The organism is Lawsonibacter asaccharolyticus (assembly GCF_022453915.1).
In the GTDB taxonomy this organism is placed as follows: domain Bacteria; phylum Bacillota; class Clostridia; order Oscillospirales; family Oscillospiraceae; genus Lawsonibacter; species Lawsonibacter asaccharolyticus.
Window position 1 is genome coordinate 443,519 of the sequence record NZ_CP091870.1, and the last position, 23,117, is coordinate 466,635.

21 protein-coding genes are annotated in these 23,117 nt (G+C 62.5%); all 21 read left to right on the plus strand.

Features of this window, described 5'->3' with window-relative positions; all coding sequences use genetic code 11:
• Positions 1–188 precede the first annotated feature (188 nt).
• The 21 genes from galE (at position 189) to hflK (L9O85_RS02150) (ending at position 23,110) form a co-directional block, all read left to right on the plus strand.
• Positions 189–1,208 (plus strand): UDP-glucose 4-epimerase GalE, encoded by a 1,020-nt coding sequence (gene galE, locus L9O85_RS02050; RefSeq protein WP_301580091.1) that lies wholly within the window; start codon positions 189–191, stop codon positions 1,206–1,208.
• A 14-nt stretch (positions 1,209–1,222) separates the two neighbouring features.
• On the plus strand, positions 1,223–2,149 hold the full coding sequence (locus L9O85_RS02055) for a sugar phosphate nucleotidyltransferase (protein ID WP_050622751.1): 927 nt from the start codon (positions 1,223–1,225) through the stop codon (positions 2,147–2,149).
• Between the two features lie 334 nt (positions 2,150–2,483).
• The gene (pgsB, locus tag L9O85_RS02060; RefSeq protein ID WP_301579381.1) at positions 2,484–3,614 is read left to right on the plus strand and encodes a poly-gamma-glutamate synthase PgsB; all 1,131 of its coding nucleotides are present in this window, start codon (positions 2,484–2,486) and stop codon (positions 3,612–3,614) included.
• A complete protein-coding gene (pgsC, locus tag L9O85_RS02065; RefSeq protein WP_050622749.1) occupies positions 3,604–4,038 on the plus strand; it encodes a poly-gamma-glutamate biosynthesis protein PgsC in 435 nt (144 codons plus the stop codon). The genes pgsB and pgsC overlap by 11 nt, the downstream gene beginning before the upstream one ends.
• Positions 4,035–5,177, plus strand: a complete 1,143-nt coding sequence (gene pgsW, locus L9O85_RS02070) for a poly-gamma-glutamate system protein (RefSeq protein WP_050622748.1) — start codon at positions 4,035–4,037, stop codon at positions 5,175–5,177. Before pgsC ends, pgsW begins: the two co-directional genes overlap by 4 nt.
• On the plus strand, positions 5,137–5,808 hold the full coding sequence (locus L9O85_RS02075) for a response regulator (RefSeq protein WP_050622747.1): 672 nt from the start codon (positions 5,137–5,139) through the stop codon (positions 5,806–5,808). Before pgsW ends, L9O85_RS02075 begins: the two co-directional genes overlap by 41 nt.
• Positions 5,809–6,209: 401 nt before the next feature.
• Positions 6,210–8,036 carry a gamma-glutamyltransferase gene (gene ggt / locus L9O85_RS02080; RefSeq protein ID WP_276757618.1) on the plus strand — a complete coding sequence of 609 codons (1,827 nt, stop codon included), beginning with the start codon at positions 6,210–6,212 and terminating at the stop codon, positions 8,034–8,036.
• Between the two features lie 128 nt (positions 8,037–8,164).
• Positions 8,165–9,991 carry a gamma-glutamyltransferase gene (gene ggt / locus L9O85_RS02085; protein ID WP_050622745.1) on the plus strand — a complete coding sequence of 609 codons (1,827 nt, stop codon included), beginning with the start codon at positions 8,165–8,167 and terminating at the stop codon, positions 9,989–9,991.
• Positions 9,992–10,157: 166 nt separating this feature from the next.
• Positions 10,158–11,462 (plus strand): TRAP transporter large permease subunit, encoded by a 1,305-nt coding sequence (locus L9O85_RS02090; protein WP_256183143.1) that lies wholly within the window; start codon positions 10,158–10,160, stop codon positions 11,460–11,462.
• Positions 11,463–11,475: 13 nt separating this feature from the next.
• Positions 11,476–11,631 carry a hypothetical protein gene (locus tag L9O85_RS02095; RefSeq protein ID WP_154669717.1) on the plus strand — a complete coding sequence of 52 codons (156 nt, stop codon included), beginning with the start codon at positions 11,476–11,478 and terminating at the stop codon, positions 11,629–11,631.
• A gap of 13 nt (positions 11,632–11,644) precedes the next feature.
• Positions 11,645–12,796: a hypothetical protein gene (locus L9O85_RS02100; protein ID WP_108979917.1), complete on the plus strand. Its 1,152-nt coding sequence runs from the start codon at positions 11,645–11,647 to the stop codon at positions 12,794–12,796.
• Positions 12,797–12,876: 80 nt separating this feature from the next.
• Entirely contained in the window at positions 12,877–13,590 is a 714-nt protein-coding gene (locus tag L9O85_RS02105; protein ID WP_050622742.1) for a DUF6305 family protein, read from the plus strand.
• A gap of 130 nt (positions 13,591–13,720) precedes the next feature.
• Positions 13,721–14,992, plus strand: coding sequence for a TRAP transporter large permease subunit (locus L9O85_RS02110; RefSeq protein WP_108979915.1), 1,272 nt, complete (start codon positions 13,721–13,723; stop codon positions 14,990–14,992).
• Between the two features lie 16 nt (positions 14,993–15,008).
• The gene (locus L9O85_RS02115) at positions 15,009–15,155 is read left to right on the plus strand and encodes a hypothetical protein (protein WP_170116193.1); all 147 of its coding nucleotides are present in this window, start codon (positions 15,009–15,011) and stop codon (positions 15,153–15,155) included.
• A 13-nt stretch (positions 15,156–15,168) separates the two neighbouring features.
• Complete coding sequence (locus tag L9O85_RS02120) at positions 15,169–16,302, plus strand: succinylglutamate desuccinylase (RefSeq protein ID WP_242850263.1); 1,134 nt, start codon at positions 15,169–15,171, stop codon at positions 16,300–16,302.
• A gap of 25 nt (positions 16,303–16,327) precedes the next feature.
• Entirely contained in the window at positions 16,328–17,278 is a 951-nt protein-coding gene (locus tag L9O85_RS02125; protein WP_050622741.1) for a succinylglutamate desuccinylase/aspartoacylase family protein, read from the plus strand.
• A gap of 121 nt (positions 17,279–17,399) precedes the next feature.
• Entirely contained in the window at positions 17,400–18,830 is a 1,431-nt protein-coding gene (locus L9O85_RS02130) for a sensor histidine kinase (protein WP_301579383.1), read from the plus strand.
• The gene (locus L9O85_RS02135; RefSeq protein ID WP_301579385.1) at positions 18,811–19,380 is read left to right on the plus strand and encodes a hypothetical protein; all 570 of its coding nucleotides are present in this window, start codon (positions 18,811–18,813) and stop codon (positions 19,378–19,380) included. Before L9O85_RS02130 ends, L9O85_RS02135 begins: the two co-directional genes overlap by 20 nt.
• A gap of 12 nt (positions 19,381–19,392) precedes the next feature.
• Positions 19,393–21,258: a protease modulator HflK gene (hflK, locus tag L9O85_RS02140; protein ID WP_277102867.1), complete on the plus strand. Its 1,866-nt coding sequence runs from the start codon at positions 19,393–19,395 to the stop codon at positions 21,256–21,258.
• A gap of 1 nt (position 21,259) precedes the next feature.
• The gene (gene hflC, locus L9O85_RS02145) at positions 21,260–22,144 is read left to right on the plus strand and encodes a protease modulator HflC (protein ID WP_077138676.1); all 885 of its coding nucleotides are present in this window, start codon (positions 21,260–21,262) and stop codon (positions 22,142–22,144) included.
• Between the two features lie 15 nt (positions 22,145–22,159).
• Positions 22,160–23,110, plus strand: coding sequence for an FtsH protease activity modulator HflK (hflK, locus tag L9O85_RS02150; RefSeq protein ID WP_050622736.1), 951 nt, complete (start codon positions 22,160–22,162; stop codon positions 23,108–23,110).
• Positions 23,111–23,117 lie beyond the last annotated feature (7 nt).

Sequence of the window (23,117 nt, forward strand, 5' to 3'; positions counted from 1 at the left end):
AGGCCCTGAAACTCCAGGCTCCCGCCGCCCTTTTTTGGTAGACTTTTGGTAGACATTTTTATTTTTGAGAGACGAGAAAGAGACGGAATCGGTTGCGTGATTTATGTTTAGAGATTATAATGGGGCCGTAACATTGATCAGAGAAGCTTTCCAAGGGAGAGCGGATCATGACAGAAAAGGAGCAATCTATGTCCATTTTGGTGAGCGGTGGCGCCGGATATATCGGCAGCCACACCTGTGTGGAGCTGATCCAGGCGGGATATGACATCGTGGTGGCGGACAATCTGGTGAATTCCAGCCGGGAAGCGATCCGGCGGGTGGAGCAGATCGTGGGAAGGCAAGTCCCCTTCGTTGAGGCGGAGCTGTGCGACCCAGAGCAGGTGGAAGCGCTGTTCCAGAGCCACCCGGATATCCGGGCAGTCATCCATTTCGCGGGCCTGAAAGCGGTGGGGGAGAGTGTAGAGAAGCCCCTGGAGTACTACACCAACAATCTGGTCAACACCCTGGTCCTGCTCAATGTGATGCGGAAGCACGGCGTGAAGGATTTTGTGTTCTCCTCCTCTGCTACCGTCTATGGGAATCCCGGCCGGGTGCCCTTCCGGGAGGACTTCCCGGTGGGGGGGACCACCAACCCCTATGGGACGACCAAGCTTTTCATCGAGCAGATCCTCACCGACCTGTGTGCGGCGGACAGCAGCCTGAACGTGGCCCTGCTGCGGTATTTCAATCCCATCGGGGCCCACGAGAGCGGACTGATTGGGGAGGACCCCAACGGCATCCCCAACAATCTGGTCCCCTATATCGCCCAGGTGGCAGTAGGGAAGCTGGAGAAGCTCCATGTGTTCGGCGGCGACTATCCCACGCCGGACGGCACCGGGGTGCGGGACTATATCCATGTGGTGGACTTGGCCTGGGGCCATGTCTCCGCGCTGAAGAAGCTGGAGGAGAGGTGCGGCCTGTTCGTCTGCAATCTGGGGACCGGGAAGGGTTACTCCGTGCTGGAGGTCCTGCGCGCTTATGAGAAAGCCTGCGGAAAGCCCCTGCCCTATGTAGTGGATCCCCGGAGGCCGGGCGACATTGCGGAGTGCTATGCGGACCCGGAGCGGGCAGAGCGGGAGATGGGGTGGAAGGCGCGCTACGGCATCGAGGAGATGTGCGCCTCCTCCTGGAAGTGGCAGTCCATGAATCCGGACGGATACGGAAGATAAGAGGGGGTGGAAGTATGGAAAAACCGGTGCTTGTGGTCATGGCGGCCGGAATGGGGAGCCGATACGGCGGTCTGAAGCAGATTGATCCCGTGGGGGCCAACGGCCAGCTCATCATAGATTACTCCATCTACGACGCCAGGCGCGCCGGCTTTGAGACGGTGGTATTCGTCATCAAGCGGGAGCTTGCGGAGCAATTCCGGGCCGCCATCGGCGACCGGCTCTCCCGGGTCATTGAAGTAAAGTACGCCTATCAGGAGCTGGAGGACCTGCCCGCCGGGTACGGGGTCCCGGAGGGGCGGGTGAAGCCCTGGGGGACCTGCCATGCGGTGCTGGCTGCCCGGAAGGAGGTGGACGGCCCCTTCGCAGTTATCAACTCGGACGACTACTACGGGCCGGAGGCGTTCCGGGAGATATACCGCTATCTGGAGGAGCACCCGGACAAGCCGGGGTGCTATGAATTTGCTATGGTGGGTTATCTGCTGGGCAATACGGTGACGGAGCATGGACATGTGGCCCGGGGGGTGTGCCAGGAGGATGAGGAGCACTATCTGCTCCGTGTCACAGAGCACACCCACATCGAGAAGGACGGGGCGGACGCCCGCTCCACGGTGGATGGCGGGGAGACCTGGACCCGTCTGCCGGGGGACACCGTGGTGTCCATGAACCTCTGGGGCTTCACCCCCAGCTTTCTTTGGGAGGCGGAGGCGCGCTTCCCCGCGTTTCTGGACCAGGTACTGGCAGAGGACCCCCAGAAGGGGGAGTATTTCCTGCCCAGTGTGGTGACACAGCTGCTGGAGGAGAAGCGGGCCCGGGTCAAGGTGCTGCGCAGCACCGACAAGTGGTATGGTGTGACCTATCGGGAGGATAAGCCCCAGGTGGTGGCCGCCATTGCGGCTATGACCCAGTCCGGGCTCTACCCGGAAAGGCTGTGGGATATCTGAAACGCAGAAAAATATCCGCCTGATCCGGCTGTTGAGCACCGGTCCGGCGTAAAAGAAGTCCGGCTTCCCAGCAGCAGAGGGGGCCGGACTTTTTGCGCAGTGCGGTAAAAAAGAATTCGACAGATCATCCAGATAACGGAAAATCAAAAAAGAACAGATGTACACACAAAAAGGACAAAAAGCTGCCGAAAGCAAAGCAGGCCCTGCCGGCCGTTCAATTGAAAGATAGAAGGCTCTTTGCTATAATAAGCAATCAGACAAAACGGCGTGCATATTATTGTCCGGGACAGGTCCTGAGAACGGGGGACCTGGAAGAGAGAAGGGGGGAGGAGCCGTGTCAGCGCTGATCCTGCTTCTGCTGGCGGTGTGCCTGGCGCTGCTGATTCTGGAGGACTGGCAGGTGCGGCGGGACCGCTCTGAGCTGGTCCACGTGGTCTATGTGAACGGCATCCGGGGGAAATCCACTGTGACCCGGATGATCGACGGGGGCCTGCGGGCGGGAGGGTGGAAGGTGTTCTGCAAGACCACCGGCACCGTGCCTATGGTTATCGGGGTGGACGGAACGGCCCGGCCTCTGGTCCGCCGGGGGCGGGCCAACATCAGCGAACAGGTGCGGGTCCTCCACCGGGCGGTGCGGGAGGGGGCCCAGATCCTGGTGATCGAGTGTATGGCGGTGGACCCGGCGCTCCAGGCCGTCTCACAGCACCGGATGGTGCGGGCGGACATCGGAGTCATCACCAATGTCCGGCTGGACCACACTGCGGAGATGGGGCCCACGCTGGAGGAGATCTGCGACTCCCTCTCCAACACAATCCCCTGGAATGGGACCCTGTTCACGGCAGACGGAGCGTTCCTGGACCAGCTTCGGACCAACGGACGCAGAAAAAACTGCCGGGTGGAGCTGGCCCAGCCGGACAGCGGCCTGCCGGACTTCGATTTTCCTGAAAATGTAGCTCTGGCCCTGGCGGTCTGCCGGGAGATCGGGGTGGACCGGGATCGGGCGCTGGAAGGGATCCTGAGGTATCAGCCGGACCCCTATGCCCTGTCCCTATTCCGCCTGCCCTCTGGGGCGGCTTTTGTCAACGCCATGTCGGTGAACGATCCACAGTCCACCCAGCTGGACTACCACCGGGTGGCCGGCCGCCCAGGAATGGTGGGCCGGAGGCTGGTGCTGCTGATCAACAACCGACCGGACCGGGGATATCGGACGGAGCACATGATGATGGTGGCCCGGGGGCTGGAGCCAGAGGAGATCTGGCTGATCGGTGCCTCCCAGCGGGCGGTGCGCCGCACCCTGCGGCACATCCTGCCGGACACACCTGTCCGGCTGTTTCCTGGAGCGGAGGCACTGCCCTTGGACAGCCGGGGGGCGGACACTATGATCTTTGCCGCTGGAAACTTGGCCGGCCCGGGTAAGGCACTGATGGAGCGGGTACGGAAGGAGGGAGAGCAGAGTGTATTATGAGATCGTACTGGCGGGGGTGGCCATCAGCCTGCTGTTCGTGGAGCTGACCGGCCTGTCGCCCGCGGGCCTGATCGTGCCCGGCTACCTCGCCCTGTGCCTTCAGACGCCTTGGAGGATCGTCTACACCCTGGCAGTGGCTGTGGCGGCCTGGGGCATCGCCAAACTGCTGGGCAATGTGATGATCCTGTACGGCCGCCGGCGCTTTGCGGTCATGGTCCTGCTCTCCTTTGCCATCGATCTGGCGGTCACCAGCTTGGGCCTGCTGGCCTATGACCCGGGAATGATCGGGGTGCTGGTACCGGGCATCATGGCTCAGGAGCTGGAACGGCAGGGATTTTTGAAGTCTCTTGTCCCTTTGGCGGCGGTGGTGGGCATCCTGGCGCTGATCATGATGTGGCAGGGGATGCAGGTGTTTCCGATATGAGCAGAGCGAAGCGGGAACGGAAGCTGCTGGCCCTCCTGCTGGCCTGCGCACTGCTGGCCTGGGGGACTGCGGCGCTGGCGGCGGGACAGGGCCGCCGAACGGAAACGGGCTATGCCGCTGTGCAGCTGGCAGCGGCGGATCTGCTGGAGGACTGCTTCCGGCAGGTGCGCACCTACAAGGAGGAGCTGGGCATCCCCCTCAGCGAGCTGGACTACCATCAGACCGGTATGATCGGGGAAAGCTACACCGGGATCACCACCACCCTGGGGGCCATCGAGGCGAAGCGGACCACCGCCTGGCCGGAAATGGGTGCGCTGTGTGTCCGCCTGCTCCACGAGGCGGGCGTCCGATCGGGGGACACCGTGGGGGCCGGCTTTTCCGGCTCCTTCCCTGCCATGGATCTGGCGGTGATCGCCGCCTGCCAGGTGATGGGCGTGGAACTGATCTATATCTCGTCAGTGGGGGCATCCACCTACGGGGCCAATCATCCCGCCCTCACCTTCCCGGAGATGGCCCACCGGCTGGTGGAGGACGGGCTGCTGGAGACAGACAGCGCGGCCGTCACCCTGGGCGGGGGAGGCGATGTGGGCGGGGGGATGGACCCGGCCTGCGCAGAGGAGATCCGGGGTCGGCTGGCGGAGGCGGGACTGCTCCTGCTGGAGGAGCCGGACTACCGGCGCAATCTGGAGCTGCGCCAGCAGCTCTACCAGCAGGAGGGGCCCATCGACTGCTTTGTGGCAGTGGGAGGCAACGTGACCTCCATGGGGCGGGGGGAGAGCGGCATCAGCCTGGGGCAGGGCCTGCTCTCCCCGGAGAAGATCGTCCGGCTGACAGAGGACAGCGGGCTGGTGCAGCGCTATCTCAGCCAGGGGCTTCCGGTGATCAATCTTCTGAACATCAAGCAGCTGGCGGCGGACTACGGACTGCCCTATGACCCGGCCCAGTGGCCGGAGCGGGGGACCTCTGCCGTCTACTTTGAGACTGAATACCCCGGGGCGGTGCTGCTCCTGGGACTGGCTGGGGCCGCGGTGCTGCTGGCTCTGTGCCGATGGGTGAGGAGGAGCGCGGGGACCGCGCGGAAGGAGGAGAGAGGATACCATGGACAGACAGAATCGTCCGCTGACCATCCTGACCATTGACGACGAGGAACAGATCCAGTACGCCCTCAGGGCCCTGTTCAACTCCCAGGGCTGGGAGGCCATCTCTGCCCGGGATGTGGAGGAGGGAGTGGGAAAGTTCCGGACCTGCCGCCCGGATCTGGTGCTGATGGACTACCATCTCCCCAAGATCAACGGGGTCAAAGGGGTGGAGATGCTGCGCCGGGAGGACCCGGAGGTGCCGCTGATCGTCTTCACCATCGAGGACAACCAGCGGGTGGCCGACCAGTTCCTGGATGCGGGGGCGAGCGACTTCGTGCTTAAGCCGGTGAAGGCCCTGGACATCATCGCCCGTATCAAGCTGCACGTGCGTCTGGTGGAGAGCCGGCGGGAGAACCGCCAGAGCACAGAGGAGCCGGTGAAGGGCATTGGGCAGGGCACACTGAGCCTGATAGAGGGTTATCTGCGCAGTGTCAGCGAGTACCAGCCTGTGGAGGCTATCGCGGAAGGGACGGGGCTGGCCTATCAGACCACCTACCGATATCTGCAATATCTGGTGTCGGTGAACCGGGTGGAGGTGAGCCAGCACTATGGAAAGGTGGGGCGCCCCAAACAGCGCTACCGGATGATCCGGGAGGCGGGCGACGGGGAAAAGCCCGAAACAGGACTATAAGGCGGGGAAAAAAGCGCCGGTCAGCCATTGGGCTGGCCGGCGCTTTCTCATTGTCCGGGACAGAAAAAGCTGTGGTCAAAATAGACAAATAAAAATATAAAAGGGAAGAGGCCTAAAAAAGAGGGCGGAAGAGAAAAATGAGAAAAAACTAGAAATAAAAGGGAAAAATGACGAATCAAAAAAGGATAAGAGTGGCCTGTTCATAAATTTTTAAAATTTCAGAAATAAATAAGAGAAAAAATTGCACAATGAAATGGGGGCGCTGTATGATAGATTTAGTTAGAATTATGGTGGGCGCAGATGGTCGCTGCCGTCCGTCACAATGGGGGGAGGAATAAGCTGGAACAGACGGAAATAAAACATAAGGTGAACGCACGGCCCTATTAGAAAGGAGAGTCAAAATGGGAAACAGACGCAGACACATTGGATCCTCGCTGGCGGCCCTGACCCTGACCCTATCCCTGCTGACGGGACTGCTCACCGGATGCGGCCCCGGCGGGAGCCAGAGCAGTTCTCCGGAGGCCGGCAGCACGCCCCCGGCGGCCAGCCAGAGCACGCAGACGCCGGAACAGCCCGCCCTGCCCGAGCTGACCACAGATACCTACGGCAACGCCGCGGTGGGCTATCAGGCAGCGGTGGTCAGCGCCAATGAGTACACCTCCCGCATCGGCATGGATATCCTGGAGGCGGGGGGCAACGCGGTGGACGCCGCGGTGGCCATGATTTTTGCCAACAGCCTCACCGAGCCGGGTGCCACCAGCCTGGGCGGCGCCAGCTTCATGACCATCTATCTGAAGGAGACGGGCGAGTACATCTGTATCGAGGCCATGGAGACCGCTCCTGCGGCGGCGGGCATCGACACTCTGGACGAGATCAATGAGAAGAAGGGGGCCATGCTGGTCACCGTCCCTGGACAGGTCCACGGCGCCCTGACCGCCCTGGAGAAGTATGGCACCATGACCCGGGAGGAGGTGCTGGCCCCTGTCATCCAGCTGGCGGAGGAGGGCTTCGATGTCCACATCAGCTTTGAGGAGCGGGCCTCGGCCAGCTTCGACAAACTGGTGCAGAACGAGGAGGCGGCCAAGATATTTACCAACGAAGGCCTGCCCTATGCGGTGGGGGACCACTTCACCAACCCCGACTATGCGGATACCCTGCGCAAGATCGCGGAGGGCGGCATCGACGAGTTCTACAAGGGGAGCATCGCCCAGACCATCGTGGACGAGGTCCAGCGCCTGGGCGGCCTGCTCACCATGGAGGATATGGCCAGCTACACCAGCGTGGAGCGGGAGCCCATCAGCACCACTTATCACGGCTATGAGATCGTGACCCAGGGCCCGCCCTCCAACGGCGGCGCCCCCATGCTGGAGATGTTCAATATCCTGGAGAACTACGACCTGGTCTCTATGGGCTTCAACACCCCGGAATATCTGTTCACCTTCAACGAGGCTCTGCGGCTGAGCATGGCGGATGGCATCACCTACTTCGGGGACCCGGATTTTTATGAGCTGCCCATCGATACCCTGATCTCCAAGGAGTACGCCAAGGAGCGGGTGGAGAACGACATGCCCAAGGACGGCAAGGTCAACCCCACTCTTGTTCCCGGGGAGGGCCTCCCCTTTGAGAAGCTGACCACCGCCACGCCGGAAAGCGGTTCCACCACCCACGTCTCCGTTATTGACGAGTTTGGGAATATGGTGAGCACCACCCACACCATCGGCGGATATTTCGGATCCTGTATCGTGGCTCCGGGTACCGGCTTCCCCCTGAACGCCCACCTGTCCAACCAGAAGCTGGACATTGCAGAAAAAGACAACCCCAACTTTGTCCAGGGCGGCCTGCGGGTCATGAGCACTATGTGCCCCACCCTGGTGGTCAAGGACGGCGAGCCTATCATGGCCATCGGCTCCCCCGGCAGCTGGTGCATCCCGCCTGCCATCGTCCAGATCCTCAATGCAGTGCTGCTGTTCGACATGGACCTGCAGCAGGCCATCAACGAGCCCCGGGCCATCTTCACCTCGTACAGCGCCCCGCTGAAGGTGTACGCCGAGCCCCGGCTGCCGGAGGAGACCATCCAGGCCCTGATCGACGCGGGCTATGAGGTGGACTCCGGAAAGGACTGGAACACCAGCCTGGGCAGTGTGGGCGTGGTCCTGGTGGACCCGGACGACGGCTTTGTCTATGCGGGCGGAGATAACCGCCGGCAGTACAAGTCACTGGCCTATTGAGAAAGCCAGCGCATACAGATACCAAAAGTCTGATGGGCATTTGAAACGGAATGAGAAGGGAGGAAAAGAAGGCCCATGAGGAGATGTATGCGAGGTAAAAAATGTTACATCAATAAGGAGGAGAGCATATGAAACGGAATAATCAGTCCCTGACAACGAAATTCAGCGCACTGGCTCTTGTACTTGCAATGATGCTGTCCCTGCTGGCGGGTTGCGGACAGACCACCCAGCCGGCAGCCAGCTCCACCCCTCCCGCGGCTTCTTCAGAGCCCGCTGCCTCTGAGCCGGAGACCCCCGAGATCCCTGAGACCATGGAGGGCGATGAGTTCGGAAACGGTGCCATCGGCACCCATGGCGGCGTATCCAGCGGCAGCGTGTACGCCTCTCAGGCTGGCCTGGAGATCCTGCAGGCCGGCGGCAACGCCGTGGACGCGGCGGTGGCCACCGCTTTCGCAGTGGGCGTGTGTGAGCCCAACCTGAGCGGCATCGGCGGCTGCGGCATGATGAACATCTATCTGGCGGATAACCACGAGTACGAGATCCTGGAGTACATGGAGACTGTCCCCGTGGCGGTGGAGCCCGGCTGGTACAATCCGGAGACAGACTCTGCCACGGCCAAGAATGCCGCTGTCCCCGGCCAGGTGGCTGGTCTGCTCACCGCCCTGGAGAAGTATGGCACCATGACCCCGGAAGAGGTCATGGCCCCCGCCATCAAGCTGGCCCGGGAGGGCTTCCCCATCGAGGAGCGTCTGGCCAATGCCATCATGGACTCCTTTGATATGATCTCCGCCAATGAGGAGGCTGCGGCCATCTACACCAACGACGGCCTCCCCTATGCGACCGGCGATCTGTTCAAGAACGAGCCCCTGGCCGACACCCTGGAAGCCATTGCCAAGGGCGGCATCGAGGAGTTCTATACCGGCGAGCTGGCTCAGAAGATGGTGGACGGTCTCCAGGCCAATGGCAGCCTGATGGCCATGGAGGACCTGGCGACCTATACCGTGGCGGAGCGGGAGCCCATCCGTACCGAGTACTACGGCTATGAAGTGGTCACCGTTCCCCCTCCCTCCAACGGCGGCGATTGGCTGCTGGAGATGCTGAACATCATGGAGGAGAAGGACATCTCTCAGTATGACCCCAGCACCCTGGAGTACCAGTACATCTTCAACGAGGCCTGCCGCATCGGCCTGGTGGATTCCTACACCTACATCGGCGACCCCGCCTTCTATGACCTGCCTGTGGAGGAGATGATCTCCGACGAGTTCGCCGCCGAGCGGGCTGCCCTTATCGACATGGACAACATGCAGGCCATGGAGTCTGTGCCCCTCAGCGACCTGCCGGTCACCAAGCTGGAGCCCACCGCGGAGGAGAGCCAGCATACTACCCACATCGCCGTCATCGACCAGTACGGCAACATCGTCTCCACCACCAACACCCTGGGCAACGGCTGGGGCTGCAAATTTATGGCCCCCGGTCTGGGCTTCTTCTACAACAGCCACATCGGCAACCTGGACCATGAGAACCCCGACAGCCCCGACTATGTGATGCCCGGCAAGCGGGTGCGCTCCACCATCTCTCCCAGCCTGGTGCTCCAGGACGGGAACCCCATCATGGCGGTGGGCTCCCCCGGCTCCCTGGCCATCCCGCCCGCAGTGGCCACCATTATCAACAACGTGCTGCTGTATGGCATGAATGTGCAGCAGGCCATCAATGAGCCCCGCGCCATGGCCATCAACCGCTCCGGCATGGACTCCCCCGCCCGGGTGAGCATCGAGCAGCCCCGCTTCGATCCGGACCTAGTGGCCCAGATGGAGGGGATCGGCTACGAGATGAAGGACGTAGGCGAGTACAACATGGCGGTAGGCGGCATCGCAGCCATCTATCTGGACCGGGACAACGGCATCTTCTATGCCGGCGCCGACCCCAGACGCGGCTATAAGGCCCTGGCCTATTAAGACCCGGCATTCCGCGGGCCCGGTCCGGCTTCCTGCCGGCTGAACGGGAACGGACGGCCCTCCCCGGCTTTCCGGGGAGGGCACGGGCCCCGATCTCCGATTGGCTGATCCGGTCCGGGGACCCCAGATACCCGGCCGGAATGCGTGTTACAAGGAGTGGTAATGAGTGAATTTGACTGAAGCGTATCTGCTGCTGGCTGTCATGCTGGCTGTCGTAGCGGTGGTCAGCGTTCTGTTCAAAGGGAAAAGCGGCCTGATCGCGCCCCTTATCTTCGTGGCGGGCCTGATCACCGCGCTGGTGGCCGGGCTGGGCTTCCGGCTCAGAGAGGTCACCGAGGGTCCCTTCGTCTTTGTGGACACCCTGATGTGGGTGCTGTGCGGCGCAGCCTTCTCCTATCTGCTGTATGTCAACGGGACCTTCCAGTTCCTGTTCGCCAAGGTGGTAGGGAAGAAGCGCAGCCCGGCCGCCCAGATGTTCATCCTGATCCTGTTCATCGGCCTGCCCGGCATGATCACCGGCACGGCCCTGGCCAGCGTGGCCACCACTGGCCTGATGGCTGGCCGCTACCTGCTGGACAAGGGGATGGAGAAGAGCAAAGTGGTGGAGGTGGTGACAGTGGGCGCTCTGATGGGCATGCTGCTGCCTCCCCTGTGCGTACCCGCCATGGCCCCCACCATTGCCCGGCAGGGGCTCTATCCCGGCGCTTTTGAGGGATATTTTCTCCCCATCCTGATCCTGGCCCTCCCCGCCCTGATCGTCTACTGCGCCCTGGCCGGGCGCCGGGTGCTGGGGGAGTGGGAAGCGGACGGGAACGTGGAAAAGACGGGCAGCGCGGTCTGCCTGATCCCCCTGGCCGTGGTGGCGGTGCTGGTGCTCTGCTACAACTTCCTGTACTTCCTGATCCCCTATTACGGGGGGTATCCGGTGATCTACCTCATCGGCTTCGTGCTGGCCCTGATCTTCAAGTGCAAGGGAGCCAACCCCCTGATCGCGGCGGCGGACGGCATCCGCACCGTGGCGGTGGAGCTGGCCCTGATCCTGGCCTATGCCTCTGTGGTCGAGACCTTCAACCTGGTGGGCGTCAACGGCACCCTCTCCGCCCAGATGGAGATCGCCGGCATCAACGGCGCAGTGATCGCCCTGGTACTGGGACTGCTGGTGCTGGCGGGCGGTCTGCTGCTGGGAACCCCCTTCGCCTATGTGGTGGGGGCGCTGGCCACTTATCTGGTCAGCAACTCCAACTATGGAAGCTATGAGCTGTCCATGATGGCGGTAGGCGCCGCCATCGCCATGAGCATGCTCCTGGCCCTGCGGGGCAGCCTGGCGGAGACGGTGGGCGAGACCCTGGGGGTGACTGGGGTCACCGGAACTGAGGTGGTCAAGCGCAACATCATCTTCACGCTGGTGCTGACCGCCGCCATCGTGGTGTTCCTGGTGGCAGGTTCATCGCTGAAGTTCCTGATGATTTAAGGGGGGACGAAGAATGATTGCTGCATTGTTCATCATCTATCGGATCATCGTCGCTGTCCTGGCCCTGGTGGTGATCTGGGACATCGTGCGGGAGAGATCGCTGGCCCATGTGATGAGTCTGGGGATCATCTGTTTCCCCTTGATCCTCCGCGCGCTGCTGATCAAATGAAGGGGGAACGGAAATGAAAAACAAGAGTCTGATCCCAAACATTGCCGTTCTGCTCGTGGTGGCCCTGGTCTGCGTGCTGACAGGGCAGATCTATCTCCAGCAGCAGAAGGACGACGTGCTGTACACCGAAAATCCCAACATCACCGGTGTGATCCGGCTGAGCGACTACAATCCCAACCTGAAGGACACGCCGGGCGACGTGGATATCTATGTCTTTGACAGCGGGATCCCCGGAGGCAAGGCGCTGATCTACGGCGGCACCCACACCAATGAGGTGGGCTCCATGCTCAACGCCGTGACCTATTTGGAGAACGTGAAGTGTGAAGAGGGCACCCTCTATGTGATGGTGCGGGCCAACAACAGTGGATACAGCCACACCCAGCCCCTGCTGGCCCAGGCCAACAAGATGACCTTCCAGCTGTCCGACGGCTCCACCCGGGAGTTCCGCATCGGCACCCGCATCTCCAACCCGGTGCACCAGTGGCCCGACCCCAACTACCGGCTGAATACCTCCAAGCGGGAACTGCGCCACGACGAGATCGCGGAGATCCGCAACCTGAACCGCAACCACCCCGGACTGGAGGAGGGCTACCTCACCGAGATGGTGTGCTACGCCATCTACAACTTTATCCAGACCGAGCAGATCGACTTCATCTATGACGGCCACGAGGCCGGTGCCGAGTCGGTGAAGCTGGTCAACACCCTGGTGGTCCATGAGAACGCCATGCCTCTGGGCTCCTCCGCTGTGATGAACTGCGTCATCAACAACCTGCCCCTGAAGATGGAGATCTCCGGCCAGACCTCTTACGGCCTGTCCCACCGGGGCCTGGGCGACAATACCGACGCCCTGTGCACCCTGTTCGAGACCTGCAACCCCGCCATGGGCAGCTACCACGACAAGGTGACAGAGGAGCTGGTGAAGGACGGCATCTCGGGCAACTATCTGGCCATGCATCGGGCGGGGCTGTTCCCCAATTCCTACGACTTTGACGAGAACGGCTGGCCCATCGAGAAGCGGACCGCCTACCACATGAGCATGAGTGCGGAGATCATCAACACCTTCGACCAGATGTACCCCGACAAGCCCCTGAAGATCTCCGGCCTGCCCGATGCCAACGAAATGATCGCCAACGGCCTGGAGGCCACCCTGAAGTCCCTGGCCTGAGGGACTCGACTGGTAAGGTGCCAAGTCCCGGAGGACCGGGATCAAGCATAGAACTGAAATGATCTTAGGAGGAACTTAAAATGAAAAAGCGCAACGTATGTATGCTCCTGGCCGCGGCCCTCAGCTGCAGCCTTCTGCTGACCGCCTGCGGCGGTGGCGGGACCAGCACCACCACCCCGGGGACCAGCACCCCGTCCACCAGCACCAGCGCCCCCGCCGGGAGCGGCGGCGCCTCCACCGGTGCTGAGAGCGGCTACACCTTCCGCACCAGCGAGAGCAACCGGGTGGTGACGGAGAACGGCACCTTCACCAAGGACCAGGTCTCCGCCCCCGTCCTGATCACCTCCTTCGGCCAGAGCGCCGACGTATCCATGCTGGACGCCCTGATGAAGAAGGTGGGAGCTGAGTACACCTTCGACGCCACCGCTTCCGCAGAGGACGCCGCCGGATACAAGACCATCATCATCGCCAGCGGAGCCTCCTCCAAGGGGCTGGGCGCGGCCGGCATCTCCCAGGAGGACGAGATCGCCCGCGCTGAGGCCATCGCCCAGACCGCCAAGGACAACGACATCACCGTGATCGTGGCCCACATGGGCGGCGCCGCCCGCCGGGGCACTCTGTCTGACCAGTTCAGCGACCTGGCCCTGGGCTGTGCCGACTACATCATGGTAGTGGAGGAGGGCAACGACGACGGCAAGTTCTCTGACGCCGCCACCGACGCCGGCATCCCCATCACCATGCTGTACACCATCGCCGACGCTGTGACCCCGCTCCAGGAGATCTTCGGCGCCTGAACCCCATTGCACTGCAAGGAGGCCCCGCCTGTCAAAACGGGTGGGGCCTCTTCCCAAAAGCGGACGCTCCGCCGGCAGAGGCGGCCGTCTGCCCGACTCCCGCGAATACTCCGGAACAGGAGGGATTTGATTGGAATTTGAACTGGTAATATTCCTGGTCATGCTGGGCGTGTTCCTGCTGGGGAACTTCCTGCTGAAGCTGCCGGTCAGCTTGTCTATGGCGGCCGGCGCTATCGCCGGCGCCCTGGTGGGTGGGGAGGGTATCCCCCTGCGCCATCTGTTCGAGGGCACCTTTGTCTATATGGATACGGTGCTCATCATCTCCATGGCCATGATCTTTATGACGGTGATCCAAAAATCCGGGGCACTGGAGGCCCTGAACGCCGTCATCGTCTCCCGCTTCCACAAGGTCCCGGCGGTCATGCTGATTCTGCTGATGCTCATCATCATGTTCCCGGGCATGATCACGGGCTCCTCCACCGCCGCGGTGCTTTCCGCCGGCGCTATCGTGGCCCCCATCCTGCTGATGATGGGCATCCCGGCCCCCCAGACCGGCGCCATCCTGGCGGTGGGCGCCATCATGGGCATGGCCGCCCCCCCGGTGAACATCCCCGCCATGCTCATCGCCGGCGGCGTGGATATGCCCTACATCGGCTTTGAGGGCCCCCTGGCCTTCATGACCTTCCCCTGCGCCATCTTCACCGTCCTCTTTGTGGGCCTGCGCTACTGCCGGCACCTGGATTACGACAAGATCAAAGAGGGGCTGAACCTGGAGGTGGGCAAACAGTACGGGCTCAAGCTCTACATCCCCATCCTGGTGGTCATCGTCCTCATGGTGGGCAGCCGGGCTCTCCCCAACGTGTTCCCATCCCTGGGAATGCCGCTGATCTTCTTCATCGGCAGCGTGGTGGGCCTGTTCACCGGCAAGAAGTTCAACGCCATCCAGGCAGTGTCGGAGGCTGTGGAGACCACCGTCCCCGTGCTGGGCAAGCTGATGGGCGTGGGCATGTTCATCCAGGTGATGACCCTCACCGGCGTGCGGGGCTACATCGTGGTCAGCTGCTTCGGCTTCGGCCTCATCGTCCTGTATGCCGCCGTCTGCCTGGTGATGCCCGCCTTTGGCGCGGTGTCCTCCTATGGCGCGGCCTCTGTGCTGGGCGTCCCCTTCCTGCTGGCCCTGCTGGACACCGGCGACCAGATCGTCATTGCCGCCGCCCTGTCCTTCATCTGCTCCATGGGCGACCTGATGCCGCCCACGGCCCTGGCGGGCAACTATGCGGCCCAGATCGTGGAACAGAAGTACTCCCGGGTGCTGCGGCACTGCGCCATCCCCTTCATCGTCTGCATCCTGTACGGCCTGGTCACCCTGCTGGTGTCCGGCAACCTTTCGTTCCTGACTTGAGATAGGAGGGGAAAGCATGTTATTATATGTTTATTTGGGCCTGGTGCTCTTCCTGCTGGTATTCGTCATCAAGAATATGGTGCGGGAAAAGAACCTGATGCTGCAGATCGACGCCGCGCTGGTGGTGGTCCCGCTGGTGCTGCGGCTGCTGCTGATCAAATGAGGGGGTGGACAGAGTGAAGATCGAAGTGAAAAAGAGCTGGTTATCCGCCCTGATCCTGCTGGCTCTGGCCGCCGCCGCCATCGTGTATCTGGCCGGCCAGTTCCTCTCCATGCGGGAGGTGGAGCCCATCTACCCAGGCCCCGGAGTGACAGAGATCAAGATGCTGTCCGACTGGTATCCCGGTCTGGAGGGAACCGCCGGAGACACGGAGGTCTATGTGCTGGAGGGGGAGCAGGAGGGGGACTCCATGCTGGTGCTGGGGGGCACCCACCCCAATGAGCCTTCCGGCCTGGTGGCCGCCGTCCTGCTCATTGAGAACGCCCAGCCTGAGGCGGGCACCCTGTACGTCATCCCGCGGACCAACAACAGCGCCTTCACCTGCACTGACCCCCAGGAGGGGGCCCCCATGCGCTTTACCATCGACACCCCCAACGGGGAGCGCTGGTTCCGCTTCGGCTCCCGGGCCACCAACCCCATCCACCAGTGGCCCGACCCGGAGATCTATGTCCACGCCTCCTCCGGACAGCGGCTGTCCGGCTCCGAGACCCGGAATATCAACCGCTCCTACCCGGGGCGTACCGATGGCACTTTCACCGAGAAAATGAGCTACGGCGTGACCCAGCTCATTGAACAGGAGGGCATCGACATCACGGTGGATCTCCACGAGGCATCTCCCGAGTACCCCACCATCAACACCATCGTGGCCCATCAGGATGCCCTGTCACTGGGCTCCCAGGCGCTGATCAACATGCAGCTGGAGGGAATGAGCATCGGCCTGGAGCCCTCTCCCGAGAACCTGCACGGCCTGACCCACCGGGAGCTGGGCGACTACACCGATACCCTGGCCCTGCTGATGGAGACCTCCAACCCCTCCCAGGGCCGCCTGAGAGGAAAGACCGACGAAAACCTGGTGGTCACCGGACAGGATAAGTACTATCTGAAGGCGGCTGGCTACGGCCGTCTGTACGACTTCGGCTATGACGCGGACGGCGCCCCCATCTCTGAGCGGGTAGCCCGTCATGTCACCGGCGTGGCTCAGTTCGCGGTGGCCTTCAACGAGCTGGGATTGGGCAACCTGGTCATCAACGGTATCCCGTCCTATGTCGATATGGCGGCGGACATCGGGCAGTTCCTCGCTCCCGACTGAGCGCGGAAAGTTGGGAGGTGAAGGCATGAAAAAGCAGATGTTGAGTCTCTTCCTGGCCCTGGCCCTCACCGGCTGCGCCGCCCCAGGGCCGGGGAGCACCTCCGCCCCGGCGGAGAGCGGAGCGGCCCCCGCAGGCAGCGAGGCGCCGGCCTCCGCCTCCCAGGAGGAGAGCGGCTATGACCGCCGGGAGGCCATCGAACGGCCGGAGATCGGTGCGGAGGTGGTCATCGACCCGCCCTATGATTTCGACCCCGCGGAGATGGTGCCTGGCGACTTCGGGGACTACTTCACAGACTGCGATTATCCCACCCAGGTGAGCACCTACAAGCTCGCCGAGGGGACCGACATCGAAAATGAGGTGACGGTGCTCCAGGGGGAGGAGGAGGGACCCACCATCTACATCGTGGCGGGAGTCCACGGGGATGAGATCGCTGGCTGGATGACCGGGAACCTGGTCAAGAAGATCGGCATCCGGGCCGGGACGGTCCATATCCTGTCCCCAGCCAACCGCTGGGGCGCGGAGGCGGACCCCAGAGTCCGCTATGTGACGGAGCAGGAGGATCTGAACCGGTCCTTCCCGGGGGACCCGGAGGGGAATATGGCCCAGCGGGTGGCCGACTCCATCTACCAGGACATCCAGAGGGTGGACCCGGTGTTCCTCTTTGACCTGCACGAGGCCCGGGCCAACGCGGAGAACAAAGATTTCCTGGGCAGTTCGCTGATCTACACCGACCTGAGCGAAATGAGCGACATGTACCTGGAGATGCTGATGGCCACGGAGTCCGGCGAGCTGTGCTCCGAGCGATTCAACTTCTATGGACCCGGCCCCATCGGGAGCATCAACAATACGGTGACCACCCAGCTGGGCATCCCCACCATCACAGTGGAGACCTACCGGGGCTATGAGCTGGAGCGCCGGATCGGAGACCAGCTGGACATCGTGGAATACGTGCTGCGGTACTACGGCCTGATTTGAGCGTGCAGCGGCCTGAAGCCGGACTCGGGATACAAAAGAAAAGACACGGCAAGCCTTGCCCCGGGCATCCAGGGCAAGGCTTGCGGTGTATTCCTTGGGCGGACCGCAGGGGAAGAGGGGGATGGACTTGAAACGAGAGCATGAGCTGGGACAGACGGCAGAGGCCAGAAAAAGAACGGACCGGGACCTGCGGTGCATCGGCTGGGGCCTGGTGCTTCTGGGAGTGCTGATGCCCGCCCTGGTGACGGTGGAGAACACCGGCATCTACCGCACGCTGATGAACGGCATCTATCAGGGGCAGGAGATCTACGTGCTGCTGGCGGCGCTGAAGCTGGTGGTGCTCAATGCGGTGCGGGCCTATCCCCACTACATGGGCGTGTTTTTTCTGGTGGAGACCTTCCGGGACATGGAGCTGAGACGGCGGCTGCTGGCCTCCATCGCTGCGGTGGGCATCCTGATCCCCGGAGTGTATCTCCTCATCAACCGGATCTATGGCATCCGCTATGACTTCGGGATTCCGGCCCTGTCCATGATCGCCATGATCTGGGTGCTGGCCAAGATCGATTTCAGCTTTGTGGGGCTGATGAAGAAGGGGCTCATGGTGGCCTTTTTCATCACGGCGCTGCAATTCCTGGACATGATGCCTCTGCTGTGGAATTTTCCCTTCGGCAGAGGAGAGAGTTCCTATGACATCAAGCTCGTCTCCAAGTTCCTTCAGGCGGACAGCTTTCTCCAGGCCATGGCCACCATCTTTTTTGCCCTGTTCCTCTTCATGTCTGTGCTGCTCCTGCTGCTGGTGGTGGATGAAAACAACATCCGCCGCATCAGCGAGCAGAAGGAGCTCAACGAGCACATGCTGATGGAGACCCGGATGCGCATCCTGGAGAACCGGACCTATATGGAACTGCGCCACCTGGTCCATGATCTGAAGTCCCCTCTGACCAGCATGCAGGCCCTGGTGGGGGTGGTCAAACTGTCCGCCGGCAGGAGAGGGGACCAGACGGAAGGGGAGTATCTGGAGCGGATCGAGACTATGATAGACCGGATGAGCAGCATGATTTCCGAGATCCTGCACGAGGAGCAGCGGAGCGTGGTGACCACCCAGGAGCTGCTGGACGCCGTGATGGCCCAGATATCCAGCGCGGAGTATGCGGACCTGGTCCACACGGAGAACCGGGCTCCAGAGGCGAAGATCCGGATCAACAAGATCCGATTCTCCCGGGTGCTCATCAACCTGGTGGAGAACGCCGCCTATGCGGTCCGGAGGCCGGACGGCAAGATCTGGATCAGGGTCGAGGAGACGGAGGGGGCAGAGATCCGCTTTCAGGTGGAGGACAACGGGACAGGGATTCCCAGGGAGCTGCTGGGCGAGATCTGGGAGAAGGGCTTCTCCATCCGCAGCTCCAGCGGACTGGGACTGAATTTCGTACAGCAAGTGGTGGAGCAGTGCGGCGGCAGTGTCGAACTGGAGAGCGTGGAGCGGGAGGGAACGGTGGTCACCGTCTCCCTGCCCCCCTGTGAGGAGGATGTGTGTGAGACAGGACCAGTATGAGCTGAAGGGAGCGGTGCTGGAGGCACCGCTGGAGTGGCAGGGCCTCCGTCTGGTTCCCGGACGGGGGGGCGTCCTGGTTACGGGGCTGGAGGGGACGGACCAGCGGCGGTTCCAGCGGCAGCTGACCGTACTGAAAGGGTACGCCGCCCTGGCGGCGGACAGGCGGGGGGAACGCCCCCTCCGCCTGCGGCAGGAGGACCTGCCGGAGCGGGAAGGGCCGGAGACCCTGGCCGCAGTCTGGTACGGCCGGGCGGCGGAGGCGGAGGACCAACACGGCACCCTGGTGGCCTGCTACAACGGGTTCGGCGCCCTGCCGGGGGGCTTTGCCGCTGTGGAGGAGAGCCTGGCACGCTGGGCTGGGCGGCCCCTGGGGGAGAAGCTGCTGGACTATGTCCAGGCGGTCCGGCGGGAGGAGGGGGACCTGGCCGAGAAGGCGGAGCCCTTCCAGACCCTGCCCAGCTGGACGGACCGGGAGACGGGGGAGCTGCTGCGCGCGCTGCTGCGGGCGCTGTGTGAGGGATCTGGCGGGCGCGGGAGCGCCCAGGGATAAGGGGGGAGCGGAGTGGAGAAGCGAGCCAAGCAGCTGGAATACCTGATCACCAGCATGATCCTGCTGGGCATCGGGATGCTGTTTTTCTTCATGAACGAGAGCGTCAATACCTATACGGTGCTGCGTTTTGGCCTGTTTCAGATCATGCAGAGCGTGCTGCTGCTGATCTGCGCTATCCTGCTCTGGTATCGGGCATATGTGGTCCGGCGGGAGCAGGAGACGGCCGAAGGGGGGGCGGAGACGCTGGGAGCAGCCCCGGCTGCGCCGGAGGAGGCCGGAGAGGAAAAGCGGGAGGCCAAGCGGGACGCGGTGGACAGCGTCAATGCCACCATGCTGCTGGTAGTGGTCACCGTGCTGGTGGTGGGATTCTATCTCTTCACCCTGAAGCCCCGGGAGGATGTGACTGGGGCCGTGGCTCCCCTGCACATGGTGGTATGCGTGGTGTCCTTCATCCTTTACGCCTGTGTGGAGCGCTGGTGGTCCATGCAGCTGGACACCAACCCGGATGCGGCCAGCATCTGCAACCTGATGGTGCTCAACAAGATCGCTGTAGCTGCCCTGATGGCGGATATGGTCACCTCCTTCACCGGGCTGTTCAGCGTCAGCCAGTATGTGGACTATGTCATCCTGGGCTGCTGGTTCTATGTGGCGGCCATGGCGGCTGTCAGCGTGGCAGTGAAGATGACCCGGCACCGGGAGGAACTGGTCTTCCGTCTGTACATCCTGTTCCCGGTGTACTACTACGGGGGACAAAAGGGCAGCGGGGCCCTGACCTGGCTGGAGCAGCACACCGGCATCTCCATGCGCTCCCTGTGGAGCCTGAAATTCATCAAGATGATCCTGCCCTCCTGCGCAATGGCGGTGCTCCTGCTGGTGTGGCTGTCCACCTGTGTGGTGCAGGTGGAGACTTATCAGCAGGGGGCGCTGTACCGCTTCGGCAGTCTGGCGCGGGAGGATATCCTGGAGCCAGGCCTGCACTTCAAGCTTCCGGTGCCCTTTGAAGAGGTGAAGATCTACAACGTCACCCAGCCTCAGGGGATGATCGTGGGCTATGAGGGGGACGTAAACAACAAGAACAACCTGTGGACCCGCCCCCACGAGGGGGAGGAACAGGCTCTCCTGCTGGGCAACGGGAATGAGCTGGTGGCCATCAACCTGAAGATCACCTACCGCATCAGTGACCTGTACACCTACCTGACCCGGTACAGCAGCCCGGAGGACGTGCTCAACGCCAAGGGCTATGAGGTGGTGATGGGGGAGACCATCCATACGGACATCAACACCATCATCAGTGAGGACCGCAGCCAGCTGTCTCACCGCATCGAGGAGCAGCTCAAGGAATATGCCCGGGAGGCGGAGCTGGGGCTGGAAGTGATGAGCGTCACACTGGCCAGCATCCACCCGCCGGTGGCCATCGCGGATATCTACCAGAGCGTGGTGAGCGCGGGCATCCAGAAGAAGACCAGCGTCCTCACCGCGGAAGGGAAGGCTCTGGTGGCACGGGAGGGGGCCGAGGCAGACAAACAGCTGGCCATCAATGACGCCGGCATCCAGCGGGATGAGCGGGTCTCCAGCGCCAACGCGGAGATCCAGAAATACAATGCCAGCATCGAGGCCTATCTGCTGGACCCGGAGGCCTATCTGCTGGACCGGTATCTGGAGAGTTTCCAGCAGGCTCTGGCCCAGCAGAGAAAGTATATCGTAGGGCCGGGGGTGGACGCCGGAGCCCTGTATGCCAACTTCGGACTGGGCGGCTCGGGGAGCCGGTGGTTCAGCGGCCTTGACGGCGGAGGCGCCGGCGGGGAGCAGGCGGCGGAGACACAGACAGCGGGGACGCAGGCGGAGACCGGCGCAGTGCCGGGTGAGGAGGGGACATGATATGAAAGGGAACCGCATCATCAAGTGGATGTTCGCCCTGATCGTGGCGGCCATCATCGGCTTCTTTGGCTTTGTGTTCAAGGTAAACGAGGGGGAGTACGCGGTGGTGACCCGGTTCGGCGCGGTCCGGTCGGAGGTGACCCAGGCAGGGATGTACCTGCGCCTGCCCTGGCCCTTTGAGGACGTGCAGATCCAGGACGCCAGGAAGCGGTATCTGGACTCCGGCTACCTGGAGACTCTGACCCATGACAAGAAAAATGTCATCATGCAGACCTACACCATCTGGAGCATCGCCGACCCCCTGCGGTACTACACCAGCGTGGGGGATACCGCCCTGGCGGAGACCTACCTCAGCGACCTGGTCACCAGCGCCAAAAATGGGACCATGGGCAACTATGACCTGTCCGCCCTGGTCTCCCTGGACGAGGAGGACATCAAGATCGACGAGATCGAGGCCGCCATGCTCCAGGAGGTGCAGTCCCACGCTCTGGAACAGTACGGCATCCAGGTCCATGAGCTGCGGCTGAAGCGGGTGGGCCTGCCGGCCACCAACGTACAGAGCGTGTTCACCCAGATGCAGGCGGACCGGCAGAAGTACATCGACCAGCTGCTGGCGGAGGGTGAGCGGGACGCCCAGATCATTATGAGCGAGTCAGATGCGGAGGTGGCCGCCATCGTGGCCGAGGGCCGGGAGGAGGCTGCCGCCATCAACGCGGAGACGGAGCGGGAGGTGGCAGAGATCTATGCCTCGGCCCACAGCCAGGACCCAGAGCTGTATGAATTCCTACAGAAGCTGGCTGCCCTGGAGAACTCGGTGGACGAGGACACGGTGATGATCATCACCATGGACACCCCGCCATTCGACGTGCTCTACGGCGATGACTGAAGGCGGTGAGGGAAGATGAAGGATTCTCAGCGGTTCATTGCCATCATCAACACCGCCATCCGCTACTGCAAATGGCTGATCGTCATCCTTGTGGCGCTGATCTGCTGCTCCGGCATCCGGGTGGTCAACAACCACGAGGTGGCGGTGGTGCTGCGGTTCGGACGGCTGGTGGGGGACACCCGGGAGGAGCAGGTGAAGGAGCCGGGCCTGCTGCTGGCATTCCCCTATGTGATCGACGAGGTAATCAAGGTGCCGGTGGGAAAGGTGCATGAGGTGTCCATCACCACTCACGCCGCCTCCGCTGACCCCACCTATGCGGAGATCGAGGACACCGGCTATGTGATCACAGGGGACGAGAATATCATCCACATCGATGCCACCCTGAAGTATCAGATCTCTGACCCGGTGGAGTACGCCCTGTACAACAGCGACCCAGAGACCGAGATCAACGGCGTAGTCAGCGGCGTGATGACCTCCTGCGCGGCGTCCAAGAGCGTGGACGGCCTGCTCACCGACCAGAAGGCGGAGTTCGGAAACGAGGTCATCCGCCAGGCCCAGGCCATCCTGGACGGGATGGAGATGGGGGTGAGCATCGTGAGCCTGGAGTTCAAGAGCATCAAGCCCCCCAGCGCCCTGCAATACCACTTCGACCAAGTAAACGCCGCCTCGGTGGAGAAGGAGACCCGCATCCAGCAGGCCAACCAGTACCGGGAGCGGGTGATCCCGGAGGCCAACGCCGCCGCCGATAAGCTGGTGAGCGACGCCCAGGTGTCGCAGCACGACCGGATCAACCGGGCCAACGACCAGGTGGCGGAGTTCTACGGCCTGTTCCAGGAGTATCAGCAGAACCGGGACGTGGTCTACGAGCGGGTGTTCCGGGAAAAGGTGGTCACCATCTTCAACCAGATGGGCGGCAAGATCGTGCTGCCCGAGGGGACCAACACGCCCCAGATCTTTCTGCCCTGAGGAGGGA

Bases quoted from the DNA above. Each gene is read 5' to 3' on its own strand.
- L9O85_RS02075 (WP_050622747.1), top strand. From the start codon at position 5,137: ATGGACAGACAGAATCGTCCGCTGACCATCCTGACCATTGACGACGAG.
- pgsW (WP_050622748.1), top strand. From the start codon at position 4,035: ATGAGCAGAGCGAAGCGGGAACGGAAGCTGCTGGCCCTCCTGCTGGCC.
- hflC (WP_077138676.1), top strand. From the start codon at position 21,260: ATGAAAGGGAACCGCATCATCAAGTGGATGTTCGCCCTGATCGTGGCG.
- hflK (WP_050622736.1), top strand. From the start codon at position 22,160: ATGAAGGATTCTCAGCGGTTCATTGCCATCATCAACACCGCCATCCGC.
- ggt (WP_050622745.1), top strand. From the start codon at position 8,165: ATGAAACGGAATAATCAGTCCCTGACAACGAAATTCAGCGCACTGGCT.
- ggt (WP_276757618.1), top strand. From the start codon at position 6,210: ATGGGAAACAGACGCAGACACATTGGATCCTCGCTGGCGGCCCTGACC.
- galE (WP_301580091.1), top strand. From the start codon at position 189: ATGTCCATTTTGGTGAGCGGTGGCGCCGGATATATCGGCAGCCACACC.
- L9O85_RS02115 (WP_170116193.1), top strand. From the start codon at position 15,009: ATGTTATTATATGTTTATTTGGGCCTGGTGCTCTTCCTGCTGGTATTC.
- L9O85_RS02100 (WP_108979917.1), top strand. From the start codon at position 11,645: ATGAAAAACAAGAGTCTGATCCCAAACATTGCCGTTCTGCTCGTGGTG.
- L9O85_RS02105 (WP_050622742.1), top strand. From the start codon at position 12,877: ATGAAAAAGCGCAACGTATGTATGCTCCTGGCCGCGGCCCTCAGCTGC.
- L9O85_RS02130 (WP_301579383.1), top strand. From the start codon at position 17,400: ATGGACTTGAAACGAGAGCATGAGCTGGGACAGACGGCAGAGGCCAGA.
- L9O85_RS02125 (WP_050622741.1), top strand. From the start codon at position 16,328: ATGAAAAAGCAGATGTTGAGTCTCTTCCTGGCCCTGGCCCTCACCGGC.
- L9O85_RS02095 (WP_154669717.1), top strand. From the start codon at position 11,476: ATGATTGCTGCATTGTTCATCATCTATCGGATCATCGTCGCTGTCCTG.
- L9O85_RS02055 (WP_050622751.1), top strand. From the start codon at position 1,223: ATGGAAAAACCGGTGCTTGTGGTCATGGCGGCCGGAATGGGGAGCCGA.